Source organism: Vibrio variabilis (genome assembly GCF_003263785.1).
In the GTDB taxonomy this organism is placed as follows: domain Bacteria; phylum Pseudomonadota; class Gammaproteobacteria; order Enterobacterales; family Vibrionaceae; genus Vibrio; species Vibrio variabilis.
The window spans coordinates 19,621-45,168 of the sequence record NZ_JYJK01000049.1; the positions used below are offsets into that span (position 1 = coordinate 19,621).

Below are 25,548 nucleotides of genomic sequence, written 5' to 3' on the forward strand. Positions count from 1 at the left end.
CTACACTAAGAGTCGCAAATGATTGCGGCTCTTTTTATTTGTGCTGCAAATTCCAGATGAAGTGTTCAGGGGATAGGTATGGGCTCTTTCAGCAGAGTTAAAGGATTGGCAAGCGTTTCATCACGCTGGCTGCGTAGTAGTGTTCTGCTTGGGGTATTGACCGTGTCGACGAACGTATTGGCAGACGATGCTCTGTGCGATGCAAGCCAAGCTTCTACGAACCAACTCCCAGTGCTGGCGGAAAATTGCCCTATCGGTAACGGGGTTTGGGGAAGCAAAGTTCCGGAGTCGAAAGACGCTGTTTACTGGATTCAATGTGGGATACTTGAAACACCGATGCCTCTTGAACAGGCAATGCCACTTTACTCGGAAATATCCTCCGATGTTTGGATGCTGCCACAGAAAAGCAGTTACCGCTGTTTGATTGGCCCTTACACCGATGTGAATAAAGCCAAGCAGGACTTAATCGAGGTTAAAGGGGTAAGCGGCTACGGCGATGCATTTATTCGTGTGGTTGAGCGCAGCGGGAACACGGTGAGCGCTGCATCTTCCAACGTTGCAAAGCCCTCTACTTCCACCGGTGTAAAAGCCGCCTTCAGTAAACCACAAGCCTCTGAGAAACCCCTTGCCAGTAAGCCTCAGTCCGGCCAAGACAAGTCCAAGCCTTCTCAACCCAAGCAAGCCCCACTTCAATCCCAATCGACAGCGCCAAAGCCGGTCAAAAAAGCGGCAACCATTCCAGCTTTGCCTACCAACAAATCTTCTTCCTTGTCAGTTCGGCTCTCAACCCAGATCGGGGGAAACGCTATGCTGTGCCTTACCTGTCTGGTGGCGATCACCAGTTCTACATGGAACATGATAAAGCGTGGAATCGACTAAGCTATAACAGCGCGATTAAGGTGTGTAGCGATCTCGATATGCATTTGGTGAGTAATGACGAGTGGCAAGCGCTTGTTGGCTCACAGGTTATGGCGAACAATCAATGGCCAATGCAGATGCCGTATTGGGGAGATGGTCAGAAGGGACTGTTTACTAATGGCAAGGTGTCACCGCTTAAAGGCAACACCTTGCTGAATGTCGTGTGTGTCGGGAAGTAAGCGTTATGGTAGCAACCAACGTGTTTTAGCACTGCGAGCCAGTAACCAGCTGGTACCCAATGCCAAGCTGCCGCTGACGATAACCCAGAATGGGATCATATAAATCGGGTGCCCATGGTGCAGCCCTAGCTCATTCATCGGCCATAAAAACAGTGGATGCAGAATATAAACACCTAAACTGTATTGGCTGATAAAGCTCACCACCTTCTTCACTTTTGGCTTTAGATTGTCCGCGTACGCCTTACACAAGATGAAAATCATGCTCGCTGCTAGAACCGTATTCAGCGTTTTGTACGAGAACCAGCGGCCGACATAATAGCGATCGGCTTCAATACTGCCTTGCACCACCATATAGCTGCTTAGCGCCATTGCACCCACACCAAGGACGACGGAAAGCACCACCACGCCGCGACTAGCAGGTAGCTTTTGATACAAAATGTAGCCCAGTGGCAACAATCCCATATACAGCCAGAACTGCTCACTCCACGGCCCGTCAATGCGCATCAAAAACAGTAACGTGGTCAGTAGCCAAAGCCCAGTGAACGCATAAAGTGCCCCATCATCGAACTTACGCACGAAGATTTGCAGGAACGGAATCGCTGCATACAGTGGGATGAAGTAATAAAAGAAGCCAAGATGGTAGTAGGTTTGGTGATGATAACTCTCTGCTAACACCTCTTTCACTGTGTCACCATTAAAGCCCTCAATCGTCCAACCGGACAAATAGGCGTAGAATAGTGACCAAACCAGAAATGGGATCAGCACTTTACCCAAGCGTCGTGACAGGTAGTATTTGAGATCGAAAGGACGCGTATCGTTAAGCATAAGAGCGCCTGTGATCAGGATAAACACCGGCACTGCCCAGCGGCTGAAACCATTGAAGGTAATCGCCGTTACCCATTCGCCCATTGGGATTTGTCCAAGTTCATGACGGTAAGGCCCAAGCGCATGAATGATGATCACCGCCAGCGCCGCTACACAGCGCATAGCATCAAAGAAATAAACGTGTTTTTTGTCCATTAACAACTCCTTACAGTCTTCACAAACTATAAGGAAGTTTTTCCAACTAAGAAAGGGAGAGGGGATCAGAGTTGTGTAAAAACTGCCCCGCAGGGCAGTTTGAGGGTCTCGCGTTACTTCGCGAGTTTAAGCCATTCTCTATATAGATTGTCAGCCAGGTCGTGGTTTTCAGTGAACAGCAGCGGCTTAGATTGGTTGCGGCTGTCTTCGTACGCCACATGCAAGCCTTGGCTTGTTAATGTCGTGAATGAGATAACCCAATCTTCATCGAAGTCACTAGCGCTGAGAACGAGGTCTCCTTGGTCGCTAATGCGCCATGAGCCTTGCATTTCAGTCTCTGGCCAATTGAGTCCATTTCTTTCCACAATCACGCCACTGCCGTCTTCATTGAGAACAATTTTTGCCATATCAGGATCCGCCTTACTCGACGTAGAGTCATCCCAGAAGTGATACAGTGTTTTGCCTGCGAAATCAGAAGTTGTTACCGCACGCTTTTCGTAGCCGTTGTCACCAAAGTTAACCTGGCTTGCCACAAACAGATCGTTTTGAGGTGTCACAGTTAGGCTGAGTTTCTCACCAAGCAAAATGATGGTCTCTTCGCCGTCCGAAGTAATGTAACCAGTATCGGTGTAGGTAAGAGGCTGCTCACCAACCTTGCCGTTGTCATCAATAAAGCTCACTTTGTTCTCGTGGAAGGTGATTTCTGAAATGCCCTCTTTATGGAAATAGTAATCGTTGGTCGAAACATAGTAATAGGTCGAACCAACCATCATGTTTTTGACGGATTTTGGAGATTCGCTAACGTTACCTTTTTCATCGACGATGATGGTGTCTAGATCGACGTTGCTATTGACCTGCTCAGCAATTTTATCTTGGATGTTTGTGAGCTGAGTTTTGATGTCAGAAAGGTTTGCTTCTGAGCTCGCGAGATCACTATCTAGCTGAAGCGTCAGTGAGCGAGCAATGGCATGCACTTGTTTCGCATCGGTGTTAGCTTGTTTTGCCGCTACGTAGTCTGCATCTAAGATGGTGCTGTCGATATCTAAATCTGCCGCAACTTCTTCCAGCGTTTTCTGTTCGAGAACGGCAATGGTTGAGAATGGGCTGACAACGGCGGTACCCGCTGGTGCCGCGATCTCAAATGTGTTGATCAGTCTACCACCTTTATCGGTATCGTAACTGCGACCCGCAACGGCGCGGACGATGACTGGGAACTCAGCATCGGCTTCTGAAATGGTGAACTTACCCTGTGAATCGGTGGTCGCCGTCAACTTCTCATCGGTTTCAGCAATGTTGTTGCGGTTACGGTCAACGTAGACATCAGCATCGACTAAGTAGCCATCAAGAGCTTGTCGCTGCAATGACGGCTTAGTTTGTTCACCGCCGCCAGTTGAGGTGCCATCATCACCACTATCGCTTCCGCCGCAGCCAGTAAGAATCAAAGAAACCGCGATGGCGATTGCGCTAAGTTGTTTCATAGGGTCGTTCCTTGTTTGGTTTCACTCGGTTAATGACCTTTTTTAATCATTTATCCATTGAGCAACAAGGAACGTAATTGCAGCAAAAAGCCGTAAAAATAAAATTAGATTTGTGATTGCATCCAACTGCGAGAGAACTTGAGGTCTTTCTCGATAAGGCTGGGGCTGCATTGCATCATGTCACTGATTTCTTTGTTTTTAAGGCCAGCAAAGTAGCGCAGTTGGAGTACCTCTGATTGGCGGGGGAAGCGTTTTTTGAGTTCTCCCAACGCACTATCAAAGCTCATCAGTTGCTCAAAGTTCTGTTGGTCTCGTGTTGTCGTCGTTGTCGGTTGGCGCTTTTGTGCGAGGCGCTTTCTGGACTGGTCAATAAGGATCTGGCGCACGACCTTGGAGACCAGTAAGAAAAACTGTTTCCGATTCTGAAGATAGCTAACGTCGTGTTGGGACAGCTTGACGTAAGCATCATGGATCAAAGCGGTGGTGTTGTTTACCTCTTGCTCGTGGTGCTCAGCATTTTCACCAAATTTATCCAGAGCACGTACCCGTTCTTTGTGGGCGATGCTCTTTAGTTGTTCATAGGCATAATGAAACAGCAGCCCCTCAGCCTGCTTATCACCGTTGTGCCAACGGACAATGATATCAGTCAGTTGCATTGGCTTACCTATATCCACGAATCGTTTGCTAATCGTTCAAGCTCAAACACTGCGGTGGTTCGAGCTTGTTGCTTGCCGAACTGGTCGACTTGAATGTCTTGGAAGCGGCGATAGATCTTGCCGTCGCTCCACTCCTTCTGGGTCGGTAAGAACTCCCACAAGCTGTAAAGGGGCGTGTTGTCGCTGGCGTACCATTTTACGCCGCTGTTGAGCTGTTCAATGCTCGCGGTGCCTACGTCATTGCTAAGCCACCACATGTCGCCAAACTCTGCTGTGACATCTTGGGTGTAGTTTTGGCGGTTCTTTGTACAGGCTTCATTCTTGCTTTGCATTACACGTTGATCGGCTATGTACAGGCAGCGCGTATCGCCAGATGCCAGATTCCGCTGTCGCCAATACCCTTGGAAATCAATTGACTGCTTTTCATTTACAGCCGAGGTAAACCATAGGTGCTCGGTTAGATTGTCGTGCTCTACCTGCGCTTTCTTGCCTAGTCCTTGAGACTTTTGAGTCAGTAGTTTGGTGGTGGTGTTGTAGCTGATTGCCACGGTACGGTACTTCCAGTCGCCTTCATCATCAAAATCTTCGATATCGAATCCGTTGAGGTCTCGATGGGTGCAGCCAGTGTGGGCACAAGCGATGAGTCCGCCCCAGTCGGAATAGTCATCTATCTTCTCAAACTCTTGTTCTTGGTAGCTTTGACTGACATTGACCTCACAGCTGCTTACGGAGCCATCACGGCTGCCATAGTAGTCGCCCACATCTGGATAAAGAATCATGCCGCCATCAACAATCTTGTAGGTTGTGCTGCCAATCGGGCCGTGATAATTGGGCTCGTCGCGCCGCGCGGTATCGTAAAAACACAGGTTGCCTCGCCAATCACGGCGCTTGAGAATGGTGTTGACGAGTTTGACGTCCACTGGCGCCGTGAGTACCTGTTTGGAGGTAAAGTTCTGCTCTATGTATTGTTGACTGCTCTCTAGGTGTTTTGCCGCCTCTTGCACACTGGCGAGCGGTTTATCTGACACGCTGAGGTTTTCAGGTAGGTTGTTGAGATCCAGTGCTTTGAGTAGTGTTTGAACCTTATCTGAAGATAGCCACTCACTGTCGAGATTGATGAGATCCTCTCGGTTAGGTTCGGTATCGATGCCGAGCAAGAGTCGAACCATATTGAGGCTTTTACTCGGGGTGGTTGAGGCGAGATTTGGTGTCACTACCTTTTGGGCTGCCACTGTAGCCAGCAGTTTATGTTGATTTGTGCTGCCTAAATAAAAACGCACTTCATCGCCGTCTTTAAACTCAAATTGGCCTTGTTGGGTGTAGCCGCTGAGCTTGGAGCTGGTTTCGTAGTAAAGGCCTGTGACTGGCGCATCGATAAAATGTCCAATTTGAATATCAGTTGCGAAAACTTGCGTACTCGCAAGGGAGGCCACCATAGCCATCCAGGTAGGATTCATACGCTTCATTCTGAGGTTGTACCTATGTCTTTTTGTTCTTGTTCGGCAGAGTTCTGATCTGGCATTAACATCGCCAGTACCAGCTTTTGCTTGATATCAATCGGTAAATCTTGATGATTCAGCAAACGCATGCTGGTTAAATCCAGCATGGTTTTCAAAGAGACGGCATCGCTGCGATGGCCGTGGAACAGCAGTTGGGTCATTTCAAGCAGGAGCTCATTGGAGACGCGTTGCTGCTGTTGGAGTTCAAGGTTCTTATTAATTAGAGCAGAAACAAAGCCTAAGCCGGAAGTCAAGAGTAGTACTGTCAAGGCGCTGGCGAGAGGTCTGCGCTTTAACAGCTTACGACATCGATAAAGGGCGTTTGCATCGGGGTGGTCGATGGGCTTATTGTGCTGAAGAGCTTTTATGTCCGACTTCAACTCTGCAATTCGAAAGTACTGAAATGTACTTGGCTGAGTACATTTATGATAGACCCATTGCGCTTCAGAGTTGTGCTGGTGGCTGGGAAACAGTTTGTTGAAAATTTTACCAAGGGCATAAATGTCGCTTGAGGCATCGACTTTACCGGTTTGTTTTTGCGTTGGACTGGCATAGTCAGCACTGTAAATGTGCAGGTCGGTATAGCGAGCATCATGGGTAGCGATACTAAAATCGATCACCTTGGCGTCGCCATTCTCGTCGACCAGGATATTTTCTGGCTTGAGATCTCCATGAAACACGCCTTGCGCATGAGCGTGGTGAATGGCATCGGTAATATCGTAAAACAGTGCTAGTTTCACGCTATAGCTGGGGTTGGTGGTAAGCCAGTGAGTAAGCGATTGACCTTTTACATGCTCAATCACCAAAAATACCGAGGAGTCGGTTTCGTTGGCATCCAATACATTGGCAATATTAGGGTGATTGAGCTTGGCCAGAAGCTGTGCTTCCCAATACAGCATAGCCTTGCCAACCATGTTGGTTAGATGAGGCTCAAACACTTTAATAGCGACGGATTGCTCAAATCGGCCATCACAACGCTCAGCCAGATAGACTTGGCTCATGCCGCCGCGCCCAATCCGCTCACTTATTCGATAGGGTCCGAGTTCGGTTTGAGCAATCGCAGAGCCATCGACATGCACACTGGCGTGTCGACCTAATATTTGCGTTAGATCGGAATGTACGCTGCTCTGTTCACTGAGCAGTTCCTGGTGTAACTTGGGATCTGAGAATTTTAGTTTATCAAGATATGTGGCTTGCTCAGCCTCATCCATATAGTGGAAGTTGAGCAGCAGCTCAGTGCGATGTCCATGTTTCAATGTCTGGCCAATGCGTCCTTTTTAACCAGGCTAAAGGATACCGAACTGCCGCTCTATTTTCTATAATAAATCAGTAATTTATAGATTTTGGTGATATTTTTAAGCCGGGCAATTCACTTGCTGCCAGAACCAGTTAGTTTGCGTCGGTGTTTCCCAAATACCGGGTTTGTTTTTGGCGGTAAAACACTTTCCTTGATGGGTCACGGTATCGCCTACCTTAGCTTGAGTGACTCCAGCCTCCCATATAATGACACCAGAGGGAGTGCCTGAACCGGCGTCGCCACCACCATTACCTCCGCCAGTGTCTCCACCACCGGTGCCATCATCAGTTGGCAATGCATCGACAATGCGCACTTCTGGCCAGTTAGCGTGAGAGCCGTAGAAGTTAGTGACACACTTTTCATAATCGCCTGGAACCAGCGCCGAATAGGCGGTTTGATAGCCCACTAGATTACATTCAAACGAGACACCACCCGGACGATCGGCATGGTATTTCCAGCTAGCTTCCCAGTTGGTGTAAAGAACATCGGTCGCACCATTGAGATTGAGGCTGCCATAAGGTGTTTGTTGCCAACAGGTATTGGCTTCATCGGCTTCAATAGGGATCTGGTAGTGTGCTGCAAGTCCTTCCCAGTAGCGAATACGGTTAACCGGTTGGCCTTTGGTTTTGTTTTGCTCACCACATTCAATGCCGCCGTTGATGATATTAATCGTGGTACCAAAGCCATAGCCAATGCCTGCGTCTATCTCACGCTGTGAGGGTGTCCAAGTACGATCAATAACATGCAACATTGCAGGCTTAGGTGCTTGTGGGGTTAGGAAGAACCAAATCGCAGACGCAAGGTTTAACCAAGAATCGGCAACCAGAGCGGGATTATTAAGTAGTACCGTCGCGTCACCATCAAACATCACCTCCGAGAAAGGACCGTAGTTAAAATGGTAGGAAAGCTGTTTGGCGCCGCGACCGAAATAGCCTTGGTTCGGTGAACATGGCCAGCGCTTGTTTTGCCAATCATTTTGGCCGCAGCCAGTGGTATAGCCTTCTTGCCCTTCAGACCATCCCATCTCACGCACATGAACCAAAGCTTGCTGCCACTCTTCCAAAGCAAGTGGGTTATCCCAAGTGTTATCAAGCGCGATATGTCCGCCAGTTTCTTGGGCGAAATGCGCAAAGGCAGTGACGATAGAGCGCTTACAGATGGCGTCGGCATTGCGTCCATCGGTGTAGTCGCCACAAAACGCAGGAAACTTACCGATGGCCTGCAAAAAACGCTGGTAGGTGTACTCTGGAGCGGCCATTTGAGTAAGAAAGTCCCATTCTGAACGTGGGAAGACGCGCTCGGCACGTTTTACGTTGCGGGATTGGTCGCCAATCCTGCGTCAATCGCATTGACGACAGTGTTTGGTGCCGTGGAGAGGGCGTTTGCCCATACCGCATACATAGGGTCACTGGTTTGGGCGGCTTCGCTGGCTTGTACTTCGCTGCGCAGTAACACGTAACCCGTGGGGTTGGTTGGATCGGGCTGTGGGTTGACTGCAAAAGCGGGCAAGCTGGCACTAACGAGTGTCGCAGCCGCCAACAAATGAGAAGGTTTCATTTCACGTTCCTTTTATTTAGTTTGGCTAGTTTGCAGAGGCTCATGCTGGATGAGAACTGTTAGCTAGCAGAAAAAACTAAAACAAAGGCTATGTGCTAGTTACTGTGAAAACCATTAATTCTGAGGATGTGATGAGAGCGTTGCGAGGCGTTTCAAGCTAGATAGGAATGTGTTATTGCTGGATTACACAAAGGTGCGTTGTGGTTCGAAACTTTAGATGTAGAACAGCCCAGTCGAAACTGGGCTGTAATCATAGTAGGTGTGCTGCGCGGCTTTTAGCGCATAGTCACGAACTCTTCTGAGCCCGTTGGGTGGATAGCAACCACTGAATCAAAATCTGCTTTGGTTGCGCCCATCTTCATCGCTACCGCAAAGCCTTGAATCATCTCGTCAACGGTAAAGCCGATGCCGTGCAGGCCAACCACTTTCTCATCGTCGCCCGCACATACGAGCTTCATCTTACAAGGTTGACGGTGCTTAGTGACTGCAGTGTACATCGCTGTGAAGCCTGATGTGTACACTTTCACGTTATCTTCGCCGTATTTCGCAACCGCTTCTGGCTCAGTGAGACCGATAGTGCCGATTGGTGGGTGGCTGAATACCACGGTTGGAACTAGGTCGTAGTCCATTTTCGCGTTTGGCTTGTTGTTAAATAGGCGCTCAGAAAGCTGGCGACCCGCTTTCACTGCCACAGGTGTTAGCTCGATACCACCTTCCATGATATCGCCCACACAGTAGATGCCTTCAACGTTGGTTGTTTGGTATTCGTCTACCTTGATGTAGCCGCGATCGTTAGTCTCAACGCCTGTTGCGCTTAGGTTGATTGCGTCTGTTGCTGGATGACGACCAATCGCCCAGATAAGCTGATCAACGTTTTGGCTCTCGCCGTTCTCTAGGTGAAGAGTCAGGCTGCCGTCTGCTTCTTTAACCACTTCTTTTGGCACAGATTGAGTGTGCAGTGTTGGGCCTTCTGCATCCATCACTTCGACTAGGGTGTCGATGATCATTGGATCGAAGCTACGCAGTGGCGACTCTTTACGAACGAACAGGTGTGTCTCTGTACCTAGTGCGCTTAGAACGCCTGCGATCTCAACAGCAATGTAACCTGCACCTACAACAGCAACACGCTTAGGTTGTGCATCTAGGTCGAAGAAGCCGTTTGAGTCGATACCGTATTCAGCACCTGGGATGTTTGGAATCGTTGGGCGACCACCGACTGCGATTAGGATGTGGTCTGCTGTATATAGCTCGCCATCAACCTCGACGGTTTTTGCGTCAACGAATTTAGCAAAGCCCTTGATAACGTTTACTTTGTTGTTACCGAGTACGCGATCGTAAGATTGGTGAATACGACCAATGTACGCTTGGCGGCTCTCAACCAGTTTGTTCCAGTCGAAGCCTTTAACGTCAACGTCAAAACCATAGTCTTCCGCGTATAGGTTCATGCTTCAGCAATTTGCGCGCCGTGCCACATCACTTTTTTAGGTACACAGCCAACGTTTACACAAGTACCGCCTAGGTCTTTCGCTTCGATAAGCGCAACCTTCGCGCCATACATTGCCGCACGGTTTGCAGATGCGATACCGCCGCTGCCGCCACCAATACAGATATAGTCAAAATGCGTTGCCATTACGTTCTCCAAGAGCTTATAAATATTTTGATTGCTAGTACTAAAGCATATTGGGGCGATTTCGTCAGAACTCAACGACCCAAAATGTGAGCAACAATCTCTGTCCGTATGATAAATCGAGTCTAGCAACTTTCTCTAATGGGAAAAAGCGGAGTTGATTATGACTAATAGCGATTGATATTAAGAAAGGGCGATTGCTGAGGTTGATGGAAACTGAACGCAGCAGAGATCAGTCTGCTGCGTTGGAAGTGGGGCAGAGTTAGATTACTCCGGCACAATCCATTCGACTTTAAAGTGACCTGTTGCTGGGGCAATCTTCTCTTTAAGGTATGGCAGAATCTCTTTCATTTGCTGCTCTAGCATCCACGGCGGGTTGATAACAATCATGCCCGAAGCCGTCATGCCGCGCTCATTGGTGTCAGGAGAGACCCCAAGCTCTATTTGAAGGATCTTGCGAATGCCGAGCCCTTCTAGACCATCAATCATGTCGTCGATGTCGTAGCGATTCACCACTGGGTACCAAATCGCGTAAATACCGGTTGCCCAGCGCTTATGGCTCTGTGCAATAGCAGTTACCACATCGCGGTACTCTCTAGCGAGCTCGTAGGGCGGGTCAATCAGTACTAAGCCGCGACGCTCTGCTGGTGGCAGGCTCGCTTTAAGGCGTTTAAAACCATCCTCTTTAAAGATTTTCACCTGACGGTCGCGATGAAACTCTTGCTCCAGTAGCGGGAAGTCACTTGGGTGCAGTTCGGTCAGTACCATACGGTCTTGCGGGCGCAGATGTGCGCGTGCTACACGCGGTGAACCTGGGTAGTAACGCAGTGCATCGCCGTTATTTAGCGTATCAATCGACTCGATGTAGCTGGCGATGTTTTCTGGGATGTCTGAATTACCCCAAAGCCTGCCGATACCTTGCTTGTATTCGCCCGTTTTCTCTGACCATTCGTGGGTCAGATCGTAGCGACCTACGCCCGAATGGGTGTCGTGATAAACGAATGGCTTTTCCTTGTTTTTTAGAGAATTAAGGATAAGACTTTGTACTATGTGCTTCACGACATCGGCATGGTTGCCCGCGTGAAAACTGTGACGATAGCTCAGCAAAATAAAGACTCGGTTAGACAATAATGCACGAAGTATAACCTCTTCTTTCTCGAAGCGGCAGAGATCTTACAACTTCGTTATGTCGCAAGGATTGAAATTCGAGTCCAAAGACTACATTTATTTAATAATTACGCTCACTTGCTACCCAATGAGTGAGGGAACCCAATAACTAAAAAGGGACGCTGCATGTCAAACCCACTACTGACGTTTACCGACTTACCTCCTTTTTCACACATTAAACCAGAACATGTGAAACCAGCAGTCGAGCAAGCGATTGATGCCTGCCGCGCAAAAATTGATGCTGTGCTTGAAGGCAATACCAACCCGACTTGGGACAATGTTATTGCGCCAATCGAAGAGATTGATGACAAGCTAAGCCGCCTTTGGTCACCAGTGAGCCATATGAACTCTGTGGTCAACAGCGACGAGCTGCGTGAAGCGTATGAGAGCTGTTTGCCTATTTTGTCAGAGTACGGCACTTGGGTGGGTCAACACAAAGGCCTGTATGAGGCTTATAAAGCGATCAAGGCCAGCGATGATTTTGCTGCGCTCAGTCAAGCTCAGCAAAAAACCATCAAAGATTCCCTACGAGACTTTGAGCTTTCAGGCATTGGTTTGCCAGCTAACGAGCAGCATCGCTACGGCGAAATCAGCAAACGCATGTCAGAGCTAGGCTCGCAGTTCTCTAACAATGTCCTCGATGCCACTATGGGTTGGACCAAGCACATCACCGATGAGAAAGAGCTTGCGGGCATGCCGGAATCGGCGCTGGCAGCAGCGAAATCGGCCGCTGAAGCCAAAGAGCTTGAAGGCTACCTATTAACACTCGATATCCCATCTTATCTTCCGGTTCTGACATACTGTGATAACCAAGCGCTGCGCAAAGAGTTGTACGAAGCGTATGTCACTCGCGCCTCTGATCGCGGCCCGACTGCAGGTCAGTGGGACAACACAGATATCATTTCAGAACAGTTAAAACTGCGCCATGAAATTGCTCGTTTGCTTGGCTTTGGCACCTTCAGTGAGAAATCACTGGCAACCAAAATGGCAGAGAGCCCAGCGCAAGTGCTTGGCTTCTTGAACGACCTAGCGACCAAGGCGAAGCCTCAAGGTGAGCGTGAAGTTGAAGAGCTGCGCCAGTTTGCTGAAAAAGAGTTCGGCGTCACTGAGCTAAACCTTTGGGATATCGCTTACTACAGCGAGAAGCAAAAGCAGCACCTATTCCAGTTCTCAGATGAAGAGCTGCGCCCATATTTCCCAGAATCAAAAGTGGTTAGCGGTCTGTTCGAGGTGCTTAACCGCGTCTTCGGCATGAAAATTACTGAACGTGAAGGTGTGGATACTTGGCATGAGTCGGTACGTTTCTTCGATATCTTCGATAGTGAAGGCACACTGCGCGGCAGCTTCTACCTAGATCTGTATGCACGCGAGCACAAACGTGGCGGTGCATGGATGGACGAATGCCGAGTGCGCCGCATCAATGCTAACGGCGAACTGCAAACTCCAGTGGCCTACCTAACATGTAACTTCAACAAACCAGTGGCGATAAGCCTGCCATGTTCACTCACGATGAAGTGGTAACACTATTCCACGAGACTGGCCACGGTATTCACCACATGCTGACTAAGATCGATACCGGTGCGGTATCTGGCATTAATGGTGTGCCTTGGGATGCGGTTGAGCTACCAAGTCAGTTCCTAGAGAACTGGTGCTGGGAAGAAGAGGCGCTGGCGTTTATCTCCGGTCACTACGAGACGGGTGAGCCGCTACCAAAAGCCATGCTCGACAAGATGTTGGCAGCGAAGAACTTCCAATCGGCGATGTTTATCCTGCGCCAACTTGAGTTCGGTCTGTTCGACTTCACGTTACACACAGAATACGATCCAGACATTGGCGCGCGTGTACTTGAGACACTAGCGGATGTGAAGTCTAAAGTCGCCGTATTACCAAGCTTAGAGTGGAACCGCTTCTCGCATAGCTTTAGCCACATCTTTGCTGGTGGCTACAGTGCTGGTTACTACAGCTACCTATGGGCTGAGGTGTTGTCTTCAGACGCATATTCTCGCTTTGAAGAAGAGGGCATCTTTAATAAAGAGACAGGTCAAAGCTTCCTAAACAACATCCTGGAAATGGGTGGCAGTGAAGAGCCGATGGAGCTGTTTAAGCGCTTCCGAGGTCGTGAGCCTGAGATTGATGCATTGCTGCGTCATTCTGGGATTAGTGCTTAGTTAATAAGCTTGATATAGATGAGAGCCCCTGACCTTTGGTTGGGGGCTTTTTCGATCCAAATGATATATTTCAGTTGAATAACTATTGAATAAAAACCTCCAAAACCCATTTCGTTATCAAAATGCACTCCCCAACCATCCTCCCGATAATGTCACCCACTTTCACACTTCGAAAAACAGAAGTATCCTTTCAGCCAAAATTAGGTGTTATTTAATTTTGCTTACAAAGCCTTGCTGAGTTTGAGGTTCGAATAAAATCTAAGTTTGTTGTGAGTCAAAGAAGCGTCCTAGAGTGCATGCAAGCACTCCGAAAGTTAATTACAAGGATATTGGGTTTCAGGTAACGTAATTTGGCTTTCCGCTTACGCATTAATTGTTAATAAAAATGCAAATTCAGAGCGGGGCGTTTTCATCATTTTATTCAGCGATTGTTTTTTATTGGTTTGTCATTCTACCGATGTCGACTGAATTTACTTGGAGAGTTACCCCATGACTAAAAAGTGGTTTACTGAAACCGTTGAGAATACCCAGCAGATGATGGGCGTGTCGACGGAGCAAGGTTTGACTTCAAAGGAAGTCGCCGAGCGTCAATCACAATACGGAAAAAACGAGCTGCAAGAGAAGGCGGGCAAATCTGCGCTTGAGCTGTTTCTTCACCAATTTAAGAATCCACTTATCTTCATTCTTGGTGTCGGTGCCATTGTTTCCTATTTCACTGGGCACCTAGTGGATGCAATCGCGATTACGGCGATCATCTTTATCAACGCGTTGATTGCTTTCTGGCAAGAGTTCAAAGCTCAGAAAGGCATGGAAGCGCTACGTCAAATGGCGGCACCATCGGCACAGGTTAAGCGTGATGGTGAGTGGATGGACATCCCAGCGAGCGACATCGTTCCGGGTGATATCCTAAAAATCAGCACAGGTGACATCCTAGCAGCTGATGTACGTATTCTTGAGGCTAACCGTCTATCTATCGACGAAGCAGCGCTAACAGGTGAGTCTGAGCCAGTAGACAAGACGTCTAAGGTTATCGAAGACGAAACCGTGGGTCTTGGCGACCAGCTAAACATGGGCTTTATGACCACGATGGTGACATCGGGTACAGGTCTAGGTGTAGTGGTTGCGACCGGTATGCAGACCGAAGTAGGTCACATTGCTGACCTAATGGCGAACACCGAAGAAACCAAGACGCCAATGCAAGAGCGCATGGACACCATCGCCAAGACGCTAATGCTAGTCGCACTGGGCGTGGTAGCGGTTGTATGTGCTATTGGTCTTTACTACGGCATGCCTTGGCTAGAAATCCTAAACACAGGTATCTCACTGTCTGTAGCTGCGATTCCTGAAGGTCTTCCTACGGTAATCACTATCGTTCTAACCATGGGTTCGACTCGTATGGTGAAGAACAATGCGCTTGCTAAGCAGCTGGCTGCGATTGAGACGCTAGGTTCGACCACGGTTATCTGTTCAGATAAGACAGGTACGCTAACTCAAAACCAAATGCAGGTAATGAAGGCGTACGATGCAAGCGGTCGTTACTGGGAAGTCAGCGGTAAAGGCTTCAGCCCTGAAGGTCAATTCAAGCCGCTATCGCACAGCACAGATGCGAAGCAAAGCCTGAGATGATGAAAGGTCTAGTTGTCGCGACGTTATGTAACGATTCTGAGTACATCATGGACGGCGACAAGTCGACCGTGCGTGGTAACCCAACTGAGGGTGCACTGATTGTGGCAGCAGCGAAGGCAGGTCTGAACCAGTCTGAGATGCTAACGTCAGGTGGCTACTCTATCGTTGAAAAATTCCCATTCGATTCTTCTCGTAAGATGGCATCGGTTATCGTGAAAGGCCCTGAAGGCAACCACTTCCTTGCTATCAAGGGTGCGCCAGATGTGATTCTTCGCAACGCAGCAGGCTTTATGGTTGACGGCACGTCTGTTGAGCATACGACAGCAGCATCGGACGGCAACCTTGCACTAGCGACGAGCCCAAGTGCTGAGATCGTTGCAAACTACGAAGCGGCAATTGAGAACTTTGCTCAAGACGCACTGCGTACGCTAGCCGTTGGCTTCAAAGAGCTAACAGAAGCAGACCTAGAACGTGACTTCGAAGAGCTAGAGAAAGACATTACGGTACTGGGTCTTTACGGCATCATGGATCCACCGCGTCCAGAAGTACGCGATGCGATTGAAAGCTGCTACCAAGCAGGTGTGAGAACGGTAATGATCACTGGTGACCACGCGCTAACAGCGGCAGCGATTGCACGTGATATCGGTATCATCCGTAGCGAGAAAGATCTGGTTGTGACCGGTGCAGAGCTTGATGAGATGGACGATGATAAGCTTCGTCAAATCTGTCCAGAAGTAGCGGTATTTGCTCGCGTAACGCCGGAGCACAAGCTGCGTATCGTTCAGGCTCAGCAGTTCAACAATGAAGTCGCAGCGATGACAGGTGACGGTGTGAACGATGCACCAGCACTGCGCCGTGCAGATATCGGTGTTGCTATGGGTATCACTGGTACGTCTGTAGCGAAAGACTCAGGTGACCTTATTCTACTGGATGACAACTTCAGCACTATCGTGAAAGCGGTTCGTCAAGGTCGTCAAATCTTCGATAACCTTCGTAAGTTCATTCGTCAGGCTCTGACTGCGAACGTGGGTGAAGTATCGGTTATCCTGTTTGCGTTTCTAATGATGGGGCCAGAGGCTATCTTGCCGCTAACTCCACTGATGATTCTATGGATCAACTTGGTCTCAGACGGTCTACCAGCGCTTGCGCTAGGTGTTGAGCCAGAAGAGAAAGATCTGATGGAGCGTAAGCCTCGCAAACGTAACGAGAGCTTCTTCAGCGACCACCTAGGTACTCGTATCCTAACTCGTGGTCTAGCACTAGGTGGCATGAGCTACATGGCGTTCAACTGGGCACTAACTAACGGCTTCTCTGCGAACTACGCACAGACAATGGCATTTGCGATGCTAGTATTTGCACAGCTATGGCACCTATTTGACTCACGTACATTTACGTCGCTATACCGCAGAAACCCATTCACCAACCCGTACCTACTAGGTGCAGTCGCGGTGTCAGCGATTCTATCGCTAGGGGTTATCTACACAGGTCTAGGTCAGCTAATCTTCAACACGGAAGCACTCGCAGCAGGTCACCTATTCGGTGTTATCATGGCAGCATCATTACCGACGCTGGTTATGTCAGCAGTGAAAGAAGCAACTAAGACTAAGTGGGTTTAATCTCTCACTTGAAATAGTAAAAAAGGCGCTCTGATGAGCGCCTTTTTTGTTGAGGTGAACGGTTAAGGATTCACATTCCGACTAATCGGATTCTGCAACGAAATCAACGTCTCCGTCGATTGCACCTCTTCAATCGCCTGCAGCTTATCGATCAGCACGTGCTGCAGCTCTTCAATCGAGCGACACATCAACTTCACGAAGATGTTATACGCACCAGTGGTGTAGTAGGCTTCGACCACTTCATCCAAGGCATTGAGCTTTTCTAGCGCCGAGTGATAGTCGCGCGCGGCGTATAAGTTGATACCGATAAAGCAGCACACGTCATAACCGAGCTTTTTGGTGTTCACTACTACTTCTGTACCTTCAATGATCCCGGCCGCTTTCATCTTCTCAATACGCACGTGAATCGTCGCTGGGCTCACATCAAACTGTTTTGCCATTTCGGCATACGGGCGACGAGCGTCTTCCATCAAGGTTTTTAGGATCGCTTTATCCAGATCGTCGAGATTGTTGGTGCCGTGCATATCGAATCCTTTGTCTGAGTGAATGGGCGACATCGCTGAACACGTGCCGTTTCATTGGTGCACAAGCTTATCACTATTTTTGCGCAGCCGTCTTTGTGTCGATCACGCTTATTGGTCGCGCTATCGACTTGAGGTACACTGGCGCCCATTGCCTTTTATCGGAGCTTCACTTTGCACATTCAACTCATTTGCGAACATCAACCACTTCAACCAGAGCTTCAGCAACTTGCTGAGCGTTGGGGATTGGTGGCGTCTGACGATTCCGAATTTGCGTTGGTGTTGACCGAACAAAGACTCGAGCTTCGAAAGCTGGATGAGCCGAAGCTGGGTGCGATTTACGTTGACCTTGCGGGGGCGCGGTGGCGCACAGACGCAAGTTTGGTGGTGGCAAAGGTCAAGCTATCGCCAAAGCTGCGGGCTTAAACAAGGGAGCGACACCAACGGTGCTTGATGGTACTGCAGGCCTAGGGCGCGATGCTTTTGTTCTCGCATCTCTTGGCTGTAAGGTGCAGATGGTGGAGCGTCACCCTGTGGTCGCCGCATTGCTTGATGACGGTCTTGAGCGCGCCAAACAAGATCCGGAAATTGGCGAGTGGGTGAGTGAGCGTATGTCTCTGTTGCATGCGTCGAGCTTAGTTGCCTTAGGTGAACTTGCCGATGACAACGCCTTTATCAAGCCAGATGTTGTCTATCTAGACCCTATGTATCCACACCCAGAGAACAAAAAGAAATCGGCGCTGGTGAAAAAAGAGATGCGTGTTTTCCAATCTTTGGTTGGCGCAGATACCGATGCAGACGGACTGTTGGAGCCAGCTCTTAAGCTTGCGGCAAAACGCGTTGTGGTCAAACGTCCAGACTACGCTGAATGGCTGGATGAGAAAAAACCGACAATGGCGATTGAGACCAAAAAAAATCGCTTCGATGTTTATGTTAACGCATCAATGAGTTAATCCTTTCCTATATGTTTTTTGAGTAACTTGCTCTGGTGTAACTGGAGCAAGTTACTTGCAACCGCTGCTAATTGACGTTATATCTAACTAAGAATCATTCCTGTTTTCGTTGTGGTTAGTTGGAGATTGAGTAGTATGACTAAACGTCTGTGCAAGTTGAATCGTCGCGATATCAGTGACAACCTTGGTGACATCCATCGTTTGGTCGCAGAACCTAAGTTCCTGTGCCGCTCTTGCTCACGTTCATCCGCCGATAAATCCACTCTTTGCAAACCGGCTGCCATCCCGCCAGCATCTTGCCAGAGCAAGCCTCTGACTGAACAGCAGCAATGTGGCGTGTTGGCCGAAGCGCTACCAACCAAAACCACGCCGAAACTCACCAAGACGGCCAACAAAGCCGAGCCTAAATCCGCGACCGATGTTCCAATGGCCGAAGAGTTAAGCCTAGAAACAATCGATAAGAAGTCGCTGAAGCGTGCCAAAAAAGCACTCAAAGCGCAGAAAAAGGCACAGAAGAAATTGCGTAAAGTACTGAAGAAAAGTCAGAAGCTACTGCGCAAACAGAGCAAGCTGGAGCACAAGTATCAGTTAGCGGCAGCCACGGTCGAAAAGCAGGTAATGAAAGTGCAGCCAGAACAGCTGCACTAATAAGGTCTTTGTGTTGAGTGAAGCCTAGCTGTTTGCCAGTTGGGCTTCTGCTTTTGGTTTGACCCAAAGCTCGTTCACCACCAGTGATAGCAAGATAATCCCACCACCAATCGACAGTTTCACCAAGTCCACATCGCGATTCCAAATCACAATGTTAACGATAAGCCCTGCTGGCACCAGAAGGTTATTCATTACCGCCAATGCGCCAGCGTTAACCATTGTCGCGCCTTTGTTCCAGATAAAGTAGCCCAACCCAGAAGCAATGGTGCCTAGGTAAATAAGCACGCCCCACTGCACACCCGTCGTCGGCATCTTATCGAAGCTACCAAAAATCGAGAATGCGATGGTCGCCACCACAGTCGCGCCAATGTAGAAATAACCAAACACGCTGTGCTGTGCAGCTCAACCTGCTCTTGCTCCATCACGTATTTGTAACCCACCTGACCGATAGCAAAACAAAGGTTCGCGCCTTGCACGACCAAGAAGCCCATCAAGAAGTTTTCGTTAATGCCAGCAAACTTGATGAACGCCGCGCCAGCGACCGCAATTGCCGCCGTTACCAAATACCATGGTGAGAAGCGACCTTTGAGCAAGTCGTAAAAGAGTGTCACGTAGATCGGAGTGAAGACAGTGAACAGCAGTACTTCCGGTACAGAGAGCAGCAAGAACGATTGATAGTAGAAGCAGTACATTAATCCTAGCTGAATGCCACCAATCGCCATCAATTTGGCTTTAAGTGAATTGGGCACTTGCTTGAATTTAGTGAACGGAATAAACACCAGTGCGGCCAATACCACACGCATGAGTACCGAGAACCAAGAGTCAACTTGACCCGCGAGATACACTCCAATAAGGCTGAATGAGAACGCCCACAGCAGAGTGACAGAATAGAGATAACCCATCGAAAATCTCATCGTTCGATTAAAAGATGGGCGCTAGTGTAACACTTTTGTGATGGGAAAGAGGACGGATCAAATCGGGCCTCACTTGAGACCCGATAGAAGGTTTAGTCTTTGATTGGCACGACCAACATGTCGACGGGTGAGGTGTTGATAAGCTGTCTGGTAGACGACAGGATTTTGCTCCAAAAGTCCTGATGATGACCACACACCACCAAATCGACATTGTATTCACCGATGGTATCGCGCAGCTCATTGCTTAAGTCACCGCTGCCAACCAAAGAATGTTTAATCGGGTAATTCGCGTACTCAGCAAACTCTCTTAGCTGAGTCATCGAGGCCTCCATGGCCTGATGCTGCGTCTCAGCCATATTGAGGTCAATCAAGCCAGTGTAAAGCTCGGCGTAGTTGACATCGATATGGATAAATGACACCTCGGCATCCAGTGGTTTCGCGAGTGAGACCGCTTTGTCTATGAGCATTTTGCTTTCTTCTGAGAGATCTAATGCGACCATAATATGTTTGTAACTCATAACGCACTCCTCCTGACGTTCGTCCTACTAAAAACATAGCATTAAGCGCCCAAAAATTATGCTGATGTGATCCCAAATCAGTCGTCATAGCTATAAAACCCTGCCTTGTCGTTACTAAACGAATCGAGCGTCTCTGAATAATTTTCTCAACAACAAGACGACAAAATGTGAGCAAAGTCGCCAAAGTTTTCTAGAATCAAAGTAAGCGCTGAGTACACAGATGTTGCCAGGTTTGGGCATGAGATCAGAAGACTCCTCAATTAGTTATGTTATAGTGGCGTTAATTCCAGTTACGAAATTAGGAGTCGTAAATGCTTTCTCCATCTATGGTTCAACACCTGAACGAGCAAATTAACCTCGAATTCTTTTCATCCAACCTATACTTACAAATGAGTGCTTGGTGTGAAGACAAAGGATTTGAAGGCGCGGCAGAATTTCTTCGTAAGCATGCGGACGAAGAAATGCAGCACATGCAAAGATTGTTTACCTACGTAAGCGAAACCGGTGCATTGCCAATCTTGGGCAGTATTGAAGCACCTCGTCACGATTTTGAAAGCCTGGGCGATGTGTTCCGCGAAACGTACAAACATGAGCAGATGATTACGGAGAAAATCAACAAGCTGGCGCACGTTGCCTTCTCGGCTCAAGACTACTCAACGTTCAACTTTCTTCAGTGGTATGTTGCGGAGCAGCATGAAGAAGAAAAATTGTTTAAAGGGATCTTAGATAAGCTAGAACTCGTAGGTGAGAATGGACAGGCGCTGTTCTTCATCGACAAGGACTTGGCAACGTTAGCAAAAGAGGGTTCTTCTTCCATTATGGACGCCCCAGCTGAGTAATATCAGCGCTTAAAAGACCATTGATTGTCTTTTTCTCTTGGGTGTCTAGGAGGACGTAGGGAGGAAAAGATGATCAGTGGAGACACTATTCTATTAGCATTGATGCTCATTACCTCAGTCAATATGGCGAGGTATCTCACAGCACTACGCTCACTTATTTTTATCATGCGTGAGGCGCATCCGCTCTTGTACCAGCAAGTCGACGGACGCGGATTTTTCACGACGCACGGCAACATGTCGAAGCAAGTGAGGCTGTTTCACTATCTCAAAAGCAAAGAATACCATCACCACCATGATCCGGTGTTTACCGAAAAGTGCGATCGCGTGCGTGAGCTGTTTGTGCTCTGCGTCGCGTTGATTGGGGTAACCTTGCTCGCAGGTTTCATGCTTTAGCAGACGGTGAAGAGCATTAAACAGGGCACGTTGCAGGCGTAAGCGTGGCAATGAACCTGGTGTCAGTTTCCAGCTTGAGATGCAATGCTGGAGGAGTTGGCTTTAGTCGATTAAGCCGCTAGAATAGCGCCAGATTGTTGAAGGGATGTGCAATACGCACATCCTTTTTTTATTTAAATTTTGTCGGAAAACCGTGATGAATCAGAAAGTTGATGTGGTAATTATTGGTGCAGGCGCTGCGGGGTTGATGTGTGCAGCAGAAGCGGGTAAGCGAGGTCGTCGCGTGCTGGTGCTGGATCATGCCAAAAAACCGGGTCGAAAAAATTCTGATCTCTGGCGGTGGTAAGTGTAACTTCACTAACTACGACGTGTCGGCAAACAACTACCTGTGTCAGAACCCATACTTCGTAAAGTCGGCGCTGTCGCAGTACACCAACTGGGATTTCATCTCGCTGGTGAGTAAGTACGGCATTGAGTTTGAAGAGCGCGACCATGGACAACTGTTCTGCTTAGAGTCAGCGAAAGACATCGTTAAGATGATGCTCTCTGAGTGTGAATCTCCAAACATTCAGTTCCGCTACCAAACGGATGTGCACAGCATTGAGAAAACTGAGCAAGGCTTCTCATTACACGCCGATACCGACACGATTGAATGTGACTCTTTAGTGGTGGCCACAGGCGGCCTTTCAATGCCAAAACTGGGCGCGACGCCATTTGGTTATAAGATAGCTGAGCAGTTTGGTCTGGAAGTCGTGCCGACGACAGCGGGTCTGGTGCCGTTTACGCTGCATAAAGAAGACAAAGAAGACTTCGCTGAGCTATCTGGTATCGCGATTCCAGCGGAAATCACCGCAAATGATGGTACGCTCTTCAAAGAAGCTCTGCTGTTTACTCACCGTGGATTGTCTGGCCCATCGGTGCTGCAGATCTCATCCTTCTGGAGGCCGGGACAAAACGTGTCGGTAAACCTAGTGCCAGAGGCGGATATTGAAAAGCTTCTAACGCGATCACTAGAAAAACACCCTAACCAAAGCCTGAAAAATACCTTGGCGCGTGTGCTGCCAAAGCGTTTGGTCGAAGTGCTGATTGAGCGTAAAGTCTTTGCTGATAAACCGCTGAAGCAGTACAACCCAAAAGAGCTGGTGGCGATTCGCGAATCTCTAGAAAACTGGACGATTGCACCTAATGGTACCGAAGGCTATCGCACCGCAGAGGTGACGCTGGGTGGCGTGAACACTAACCATCTTTCATCTAAAACCATGGAGTGTAAGTCTATCCAAGGCTTGTACTTTATCGGTGAGGTGATGGACGTGACGGGTTGGCTGGGCGGCTATAACTTCCAATGGTGCTGGTCATCAGGTTTTGTTGCGGGTCAGCACGTCTAATCGTTCCAACACAACAATCGAATCAAATGTAAAAGCCGCATCCTAGGATGCGGCTTTTGTCGTTTTTAAGCCAACTGATGTTGCATGCGAGTTAGTTAAGTTCCCACTTCGCGACAATCGCTTCTGCACGTGCTAGCAGCTCAGTGCTCGATGTCGATTGCATAAACGCCGCGTTATCAATCACTTGCTCTACGGTATGCGCACCGGCAATCACAGGCCCTACTTCTTCTTGCGCCACAAGCCAGTGGATAGCTAGGTGGGAAAGCGGAATGTTGGCTTCTTTGGCCAGTGCTTTTAGTTCTTTCACACAGTTGAAGTAAGGTTCAAACGCGTCGCCGTTGAGTTTTGGATTGTTGCGACGGTCGTCGTTTTCATCCCAGTTACCAGAGCGTTTTAACGTCCCCGTCAGCAGACCTTGCATCAGCGGTGAGTACGGCAGGTATTTCATGTCGTGCTCTTTACAGAACGGCAGCGCTTCTTCACGCGCACGGTACTGCAATGGAATGTTGTGGTAATGCTCTGGGTTTTGCTCAAGTAGGTTGTAGAGACCTTGGAAGGTCGCCACTTCAACGCCTGCCATCATTTCACGCGTCATATCGAGCGAGTAGTTCGACACGCCAACGTGGCGAATTTTGCCTTGTCGTTTAAGCTCAGCCAGTGCCTCTGCGGTTTCTGAGATTGGCGTGTTTGGATCTGGCCAGTGCACTTGGTACAGGTCGATGTATTCAGTTTGCAGGCGCGTGAGTGAGTCATCAATTTCTTTGAAGATGCTCTCTTTTGTCAGATCTTTACGGGTCTTTTTACGCTCATCTTGAGACCATGGCAGGCCACATTTGGTCGCGATGATGATGTTGTCGCGAGACTCGGTTTTCAGCGCTTGGCCGAGTACCGTTTCCGCATGACCTTTACCGTAAACCGGTGCAACATCGAAAAAGTTGATGCCGTTATCGATTGCCGCTTTGATTGCGTTGATGGATTCATTGTCAGAGACGTTGTTCCAAGTCCCGCCGATTGCCCAGCAGCCAAAACCCACCGCTGAGGCATTAAGATCTTTGATTTGTTTGTTTTTCATCATTCGTTCTCTTGTCTTCTCATTCAAGGGTCAGGATTGGATTACTTAAGTTCCGGCCAGTACTCTTTGTTCGCTTCGATCATGTCATCAAGGATAAGCTTCGCCACTTTCGCTGATGGAATGGTCTTGTTAAGCGCAAAGGCTTGGAGTGCTTTGTCGTAAGAGCCTTCAATTGCAGCATCAACCAAGCACTTCTCAGACATGAGTTGTTGCTGCAGCATGCCTTGGTAGAAGTGTGGCACTTCACCCACTTGGATTGGGTAAACTTTATCGCGGCCGAGTAGCGCAGGTACTTCCACCATTGCATCATCTGGCAAGCCTTTGATGATGCCGTTGTTAGGAATGATCACTAGCCACTTCTGGCGTAGATCATAAGCCATAGACATCGCAACGTCTGCAATAAACTCACCGTGCACGCCAACGTGGAACTTGCCCTCTACGTTGCCATCTGATGCTTTGATCTGCTCAATCGCTTCAAACATCTTCTTCTCACGACCTTCCATGACCTCGTTAGCACGAGTGTGCTCTGGGTTAGACTGAGCCACGATATCGTCGGCCATTAGGTAGTATTGAAGGTAAGTGTTTGGCACGTACTCTGGGAACATCTGCATCAGAGGCTGAGTGTTCTTGAAGGTCTTGATCCAAGAAGGTTCAGAGTGACACGCGTTCTCCACTTCTTCTTCAGTCAACATGCCGAATTTTTGGATGTGGTTACGAAGGAATGGGATCTTTTCTTCGCCATCAACCTTGATAGAAGTAAACCAGCCGTAGTGGTTCAGACCGAAGTACTCAACGTCGAGATCATAACGGTTCACACCAAGGATGTTTGATAGGTTACGCTCAATCGCCACTGGCATATCACAGATGTTAAGTACGCGAGCGTTTGGACGTAGGCGGTGAACTGCATCCGCCACAATCGCCGCTGGGTTTGAGTAGTTCAGCATCCAGCAAGATTCTTTAGCGAAGCGCTCCATATGATCGATAAGCTCAATCATTGGGAAGATAGTACGCATGCCGTAAGCCAGACCACCTGCACCACAAGTCTCTTGGCCTACACAGCCGTGACGCAGTGGGATCTTCTCGTCGGTTTCACGCATCTTGTACTGACCGACGCGGATTTGAGCAAACACGAAGTCAGCGTGAGAGAAAGCCACTTCCGGTTCCGTCGTCACTGTCAGTTTCACGTGTGGAGCATGAGTCTTGACCACGTAGTCCACCAATACTGCAACGTTGTCTTGGCGCTGTGCATCGATGTCGTACATGCGGATTTCCGCGATAGGGAAGTCATCCCCTTTCATTAGAAGAGCTTTAACGATACCGGCAGTGTATGTTGAGCCGCCGCCTGCGATTGCGATGATTTGTGGTTGTTTGGTCATAACCAACTCCAATGTGTTTTTGAATGCTGTTCGGATATTTAAAAGGTCATGTGATTTATAACCTATCTTGAATAGGTCTTATCCTATGGATTTGTTTTGATGTGACAAATTAAATACCTTT

General features: G+C 48.6%; 15 protein-coding genes and 7 pseudogenes. 9 read left to right on the forward strand and 13 right to left on the reverse strand.

Features of this window, described 5'->3' with window-relative positions; translation table 11 throughout:
- The first annotated feature begins 78 nt into the window (after window positions 1–78).
- Both TZ48_RS07305 and TZ48_RS24830 read left to right on the forward strand, forming a co-directional pair.
- Entirely contained in the window at window positions 79–879 is an 801-nt protein-coding gene (locus tag TZ48_RS07305) for an SPOR domain-containing protein (RefSeq protein ID WP_239670731.1), read from the forward strand.
- A complete protein-coding gene (locus tag TZ48_RS24830) occupies window positions 849–1,097 on the forward strand; it encodes a hypothetical protein (RefSeq protein WP_239670732.1) in 249 nt (82 codons plus the stop codon). Before TZ48_RS07305 ends, TZ48_RS24830 begins: the two co-directional genes overlap by 31 nt.
- Window positions 1,098–1,100: 3 nt before the next feature.
- Here TZ48_RS24830 and TZ48_RS07310 read toward each other — a convergent pair whose 3' ends face one another.
- The 8 genes and pseudogenes from TZ48_RS07310 to TZ48_RS07345 all read right to left on the reverse strand — a co-directional run bounded on the left by TZ48_RS07310 (window position 1,101) and on the right by TZ48_RS07345 (window position 11,338).
- Entirely contained in the window at window positions 1,101–2,117 is a 1,017-nt protein-coding gene (locus TZ48_RS07310) for an acyltransferase (RefSeq protein WP_112478720.1), read from the reverse strand.
- Between the two features lie 113 nt (window positions 2,118–2,230).
- Window positions 2,231–3,595, reverse strand: a complete 1,365-nt coding sequence (locus tag TZ48_RS07315) for a hypothetical protein (protein WP_112478721.1) — start codon at window positions 3,593–3,595, stop codon at window positions 2,231–2,233.
- 104 nt (window positions 3,596–3,699) lie between these two features.
- Window positions 3,700–4,251, reverse strand: coding sequence for an ECF-type sigma factor (locus tag TZ48_RS07320; protein ID WP_112478722.1), 552 nt, complete (start codon window positions 4,249–4,251; stop codon window positions 3,700–3,702).
- A gap of 8 nt (window positions 4,252–4,259) precedes the next feature.
- On the reverse strand, window positions 4,260–5,717 hold the full coding sequence (locus TZ48_RS07325) for a chromosome partitioning protein ParA (protein WP_112478723.1): 1,458 nt from the start codon (window positions 5,715–5,717) through the stop codon (window positions 4,260–4,262).
- Window positions 5,714–7,006, reverse strand: a complete 1,293-nt coding sequence (locus TZ48_RS07330; protein WP_162674512.1) for a serine/threonine protein kinase — start codon at window positions 7,004–7,006, stop codon at window positions 5,714–5,716. Before TZ48_RS07330 ends, TZ48_RS07325 begins: the two co-directional genes overlap by 4 nt.
- A 99-nt stretch (window positions 7,007–7,105) precedes the next feature.
- A pseudogene (locus tag TZ48_RS07335) lies at window positions 7,106–8,604 on the reverse strand (glycoside hydrolase family 19 protein).
- Between the two features lie 275 nt (window positions 8,605–8,879).
- Window positions 8,880–10,234 (reverse strand): annotated as a pseudogene (gorA, locus tag TZ48_RS07340) (glutathione-disulfide reductase).
- Window positions 10,235–10,498: 264 nt separating this feature from the next.
- Window positions 10,499–11,338, reverse strand: a complete 840-nt coding sequence (locus tag TZ48_RS07345; protein WP_112478740.1) for a 23S rRNA (adenine(2030)-N(6))-methyltransferase RlmJ — start codon at window positions 11,336–11,338, stop codon at window positions 10,499–10,501.
- 186 nt (window positions 11,339–11,524) lie between these two features.
- Here TZ48_RS07345 and prlC point away from each other — a divergent pair.
- Window positions 11,525–13,566, forward strand: a pseudogene (gene prlC, locus TZ48_RS07350) (oligopeptidase A).
- A gap of 489 nt (window positions 13,567–14,055) precedes the next feature.
- Window positions 14,056–16,808 (forward strand): annotated as a pseudogene (locus TZ48_RS26105) (cation-translocating P-type ATPase).
- Window positions 16,809–16,870: 62 nt separating this feature from the next.
- On the opposite strand, the gene asnC reads toward TZ48_RS26105, so the two are convergent.
- Entirely contained in the window at window positions 16,871–17,332 is a 462-nt protein-coding gene (gene asnC, locus TZ48_RS07360; protein ID WP_042502002.1) for a transcriptional regulator AsnC, read from the reverse strand.
- Window positions 17,333–17,503: 171 nt separating this feature from the next.
- Here asnC and TZ48_RS07365 point away from each other — a divergent pair.
- Window positions 17,504–18,282, forward strand: a pseudogene (locus TZ48_RS07365) (class I SAM-dependent methyltransferase).
- Window positions 18,283–18,417: 135 nt separating this feature from the next.
- Window positions 18,418–18,930, forward strand: a complete 513-nt coding sequence (locus TZ48_RS07370; protein ID WP_112478725.1) for a hypothetical protein — start codon at window positions 18,418–18,420, stop codon at window positions 18,928–18,930.
- A gap of 24 nt (window positions 18,931–18,954) precedes the next feature.
- Here the strand turns inward: TZ48_RS07370 and TZ48_RS07375 are convergent.
- A pseudogene (locus TZ48_RS07375) lies at window positions 18,955–19,832 on the reverse strand (carboxylate/amino acid/amine transporter).
- 104 nt (window positions 19,833–19,936) lie between these two features.
- The gene (uspA, locus tag TZ48_RS07380; protein WP_112478726.1) at window positions 19,937–20,362 is read right to left on the reverse strand and encodes a universal stress protein UspA; all 426 of its coding nucleotides are present in this window, start codon (window positions 20,360–20,362) and stop codon (window positions 19,937–19,939) included.
- 311 nt (window positions 20,363–20,673) lie between these two features.
- On the opposite strand from uspA, the gene ftnA reads away from it, so the two are divergent.
- From ftnA to TZ48_RS07395, 3 genes and pseudogenes are all read left to right on the forward strand, one after another.
- Complete coding sequence (gene ftnA, locus TZ48_RS07385; protein ID WP_042502012.1) at window positions 20,674–21,201, forward strand: non-heme ferritin; 528 nt, start codon at window positions 20,674–20,676, stop codon at window positions 21,199–21,201.
- A 69-nt stretch (window positions 21,202–21,270) separates the two neighbouring features.
- Entirely contained in the window at window positions 21,271–21,594 is a 324-nt protein-coding gene (uspB, locus tag TZ48_RS07390) for a universal stress protein UspB (RefSeq protein WP_112478727.1), read from the forward strand.
- Window positions 21,595–21,790: 196 nt separating this feature from the next.
- Window positions 21,791–22,979: pseudogene (locus TZ48_RS07395) on the forward strand (BaiN/RdsA family NAD(P)/FAD-dependent oxidoreductase).
- A gap of 91 nt (window positions 22,980–23,070) precedes the next feature.
- Here the strand turns inward: TZ48_RS07395 and TZ48_RS07400 are convergent.
- Together TZ48_RS07400 and TZ48_RS07405 are read right to left on the reverse strand one after the other, a co-directional pair.
- Window positions 23,071–24,054, reverse strand: a complete 984-nt coding sequence (locus TZ48_RS07400) for an aldo/keto reductase (RefSeq protein WP_239670735.1) — start codon at window positions 24,052–24,054, stop codon at window positions 23,071–23,073.
- Window positions 24,055–24,092: 38 nt separating this feature from the next.
- Window positions 24,093–25,427: a 6-phospho-alpha-glucosidase gene (locus TZ48_RS07405; protein ID WP_042502015.1), complete on the reverse strand. Its 1,335-nt coding sequence runs from the start codon at window positions 25,425–25,427 to the stop codon at window positions 24,093–24,095.
- Window positions 25,428–25,548: the final 121 nt, after the last annotated feature.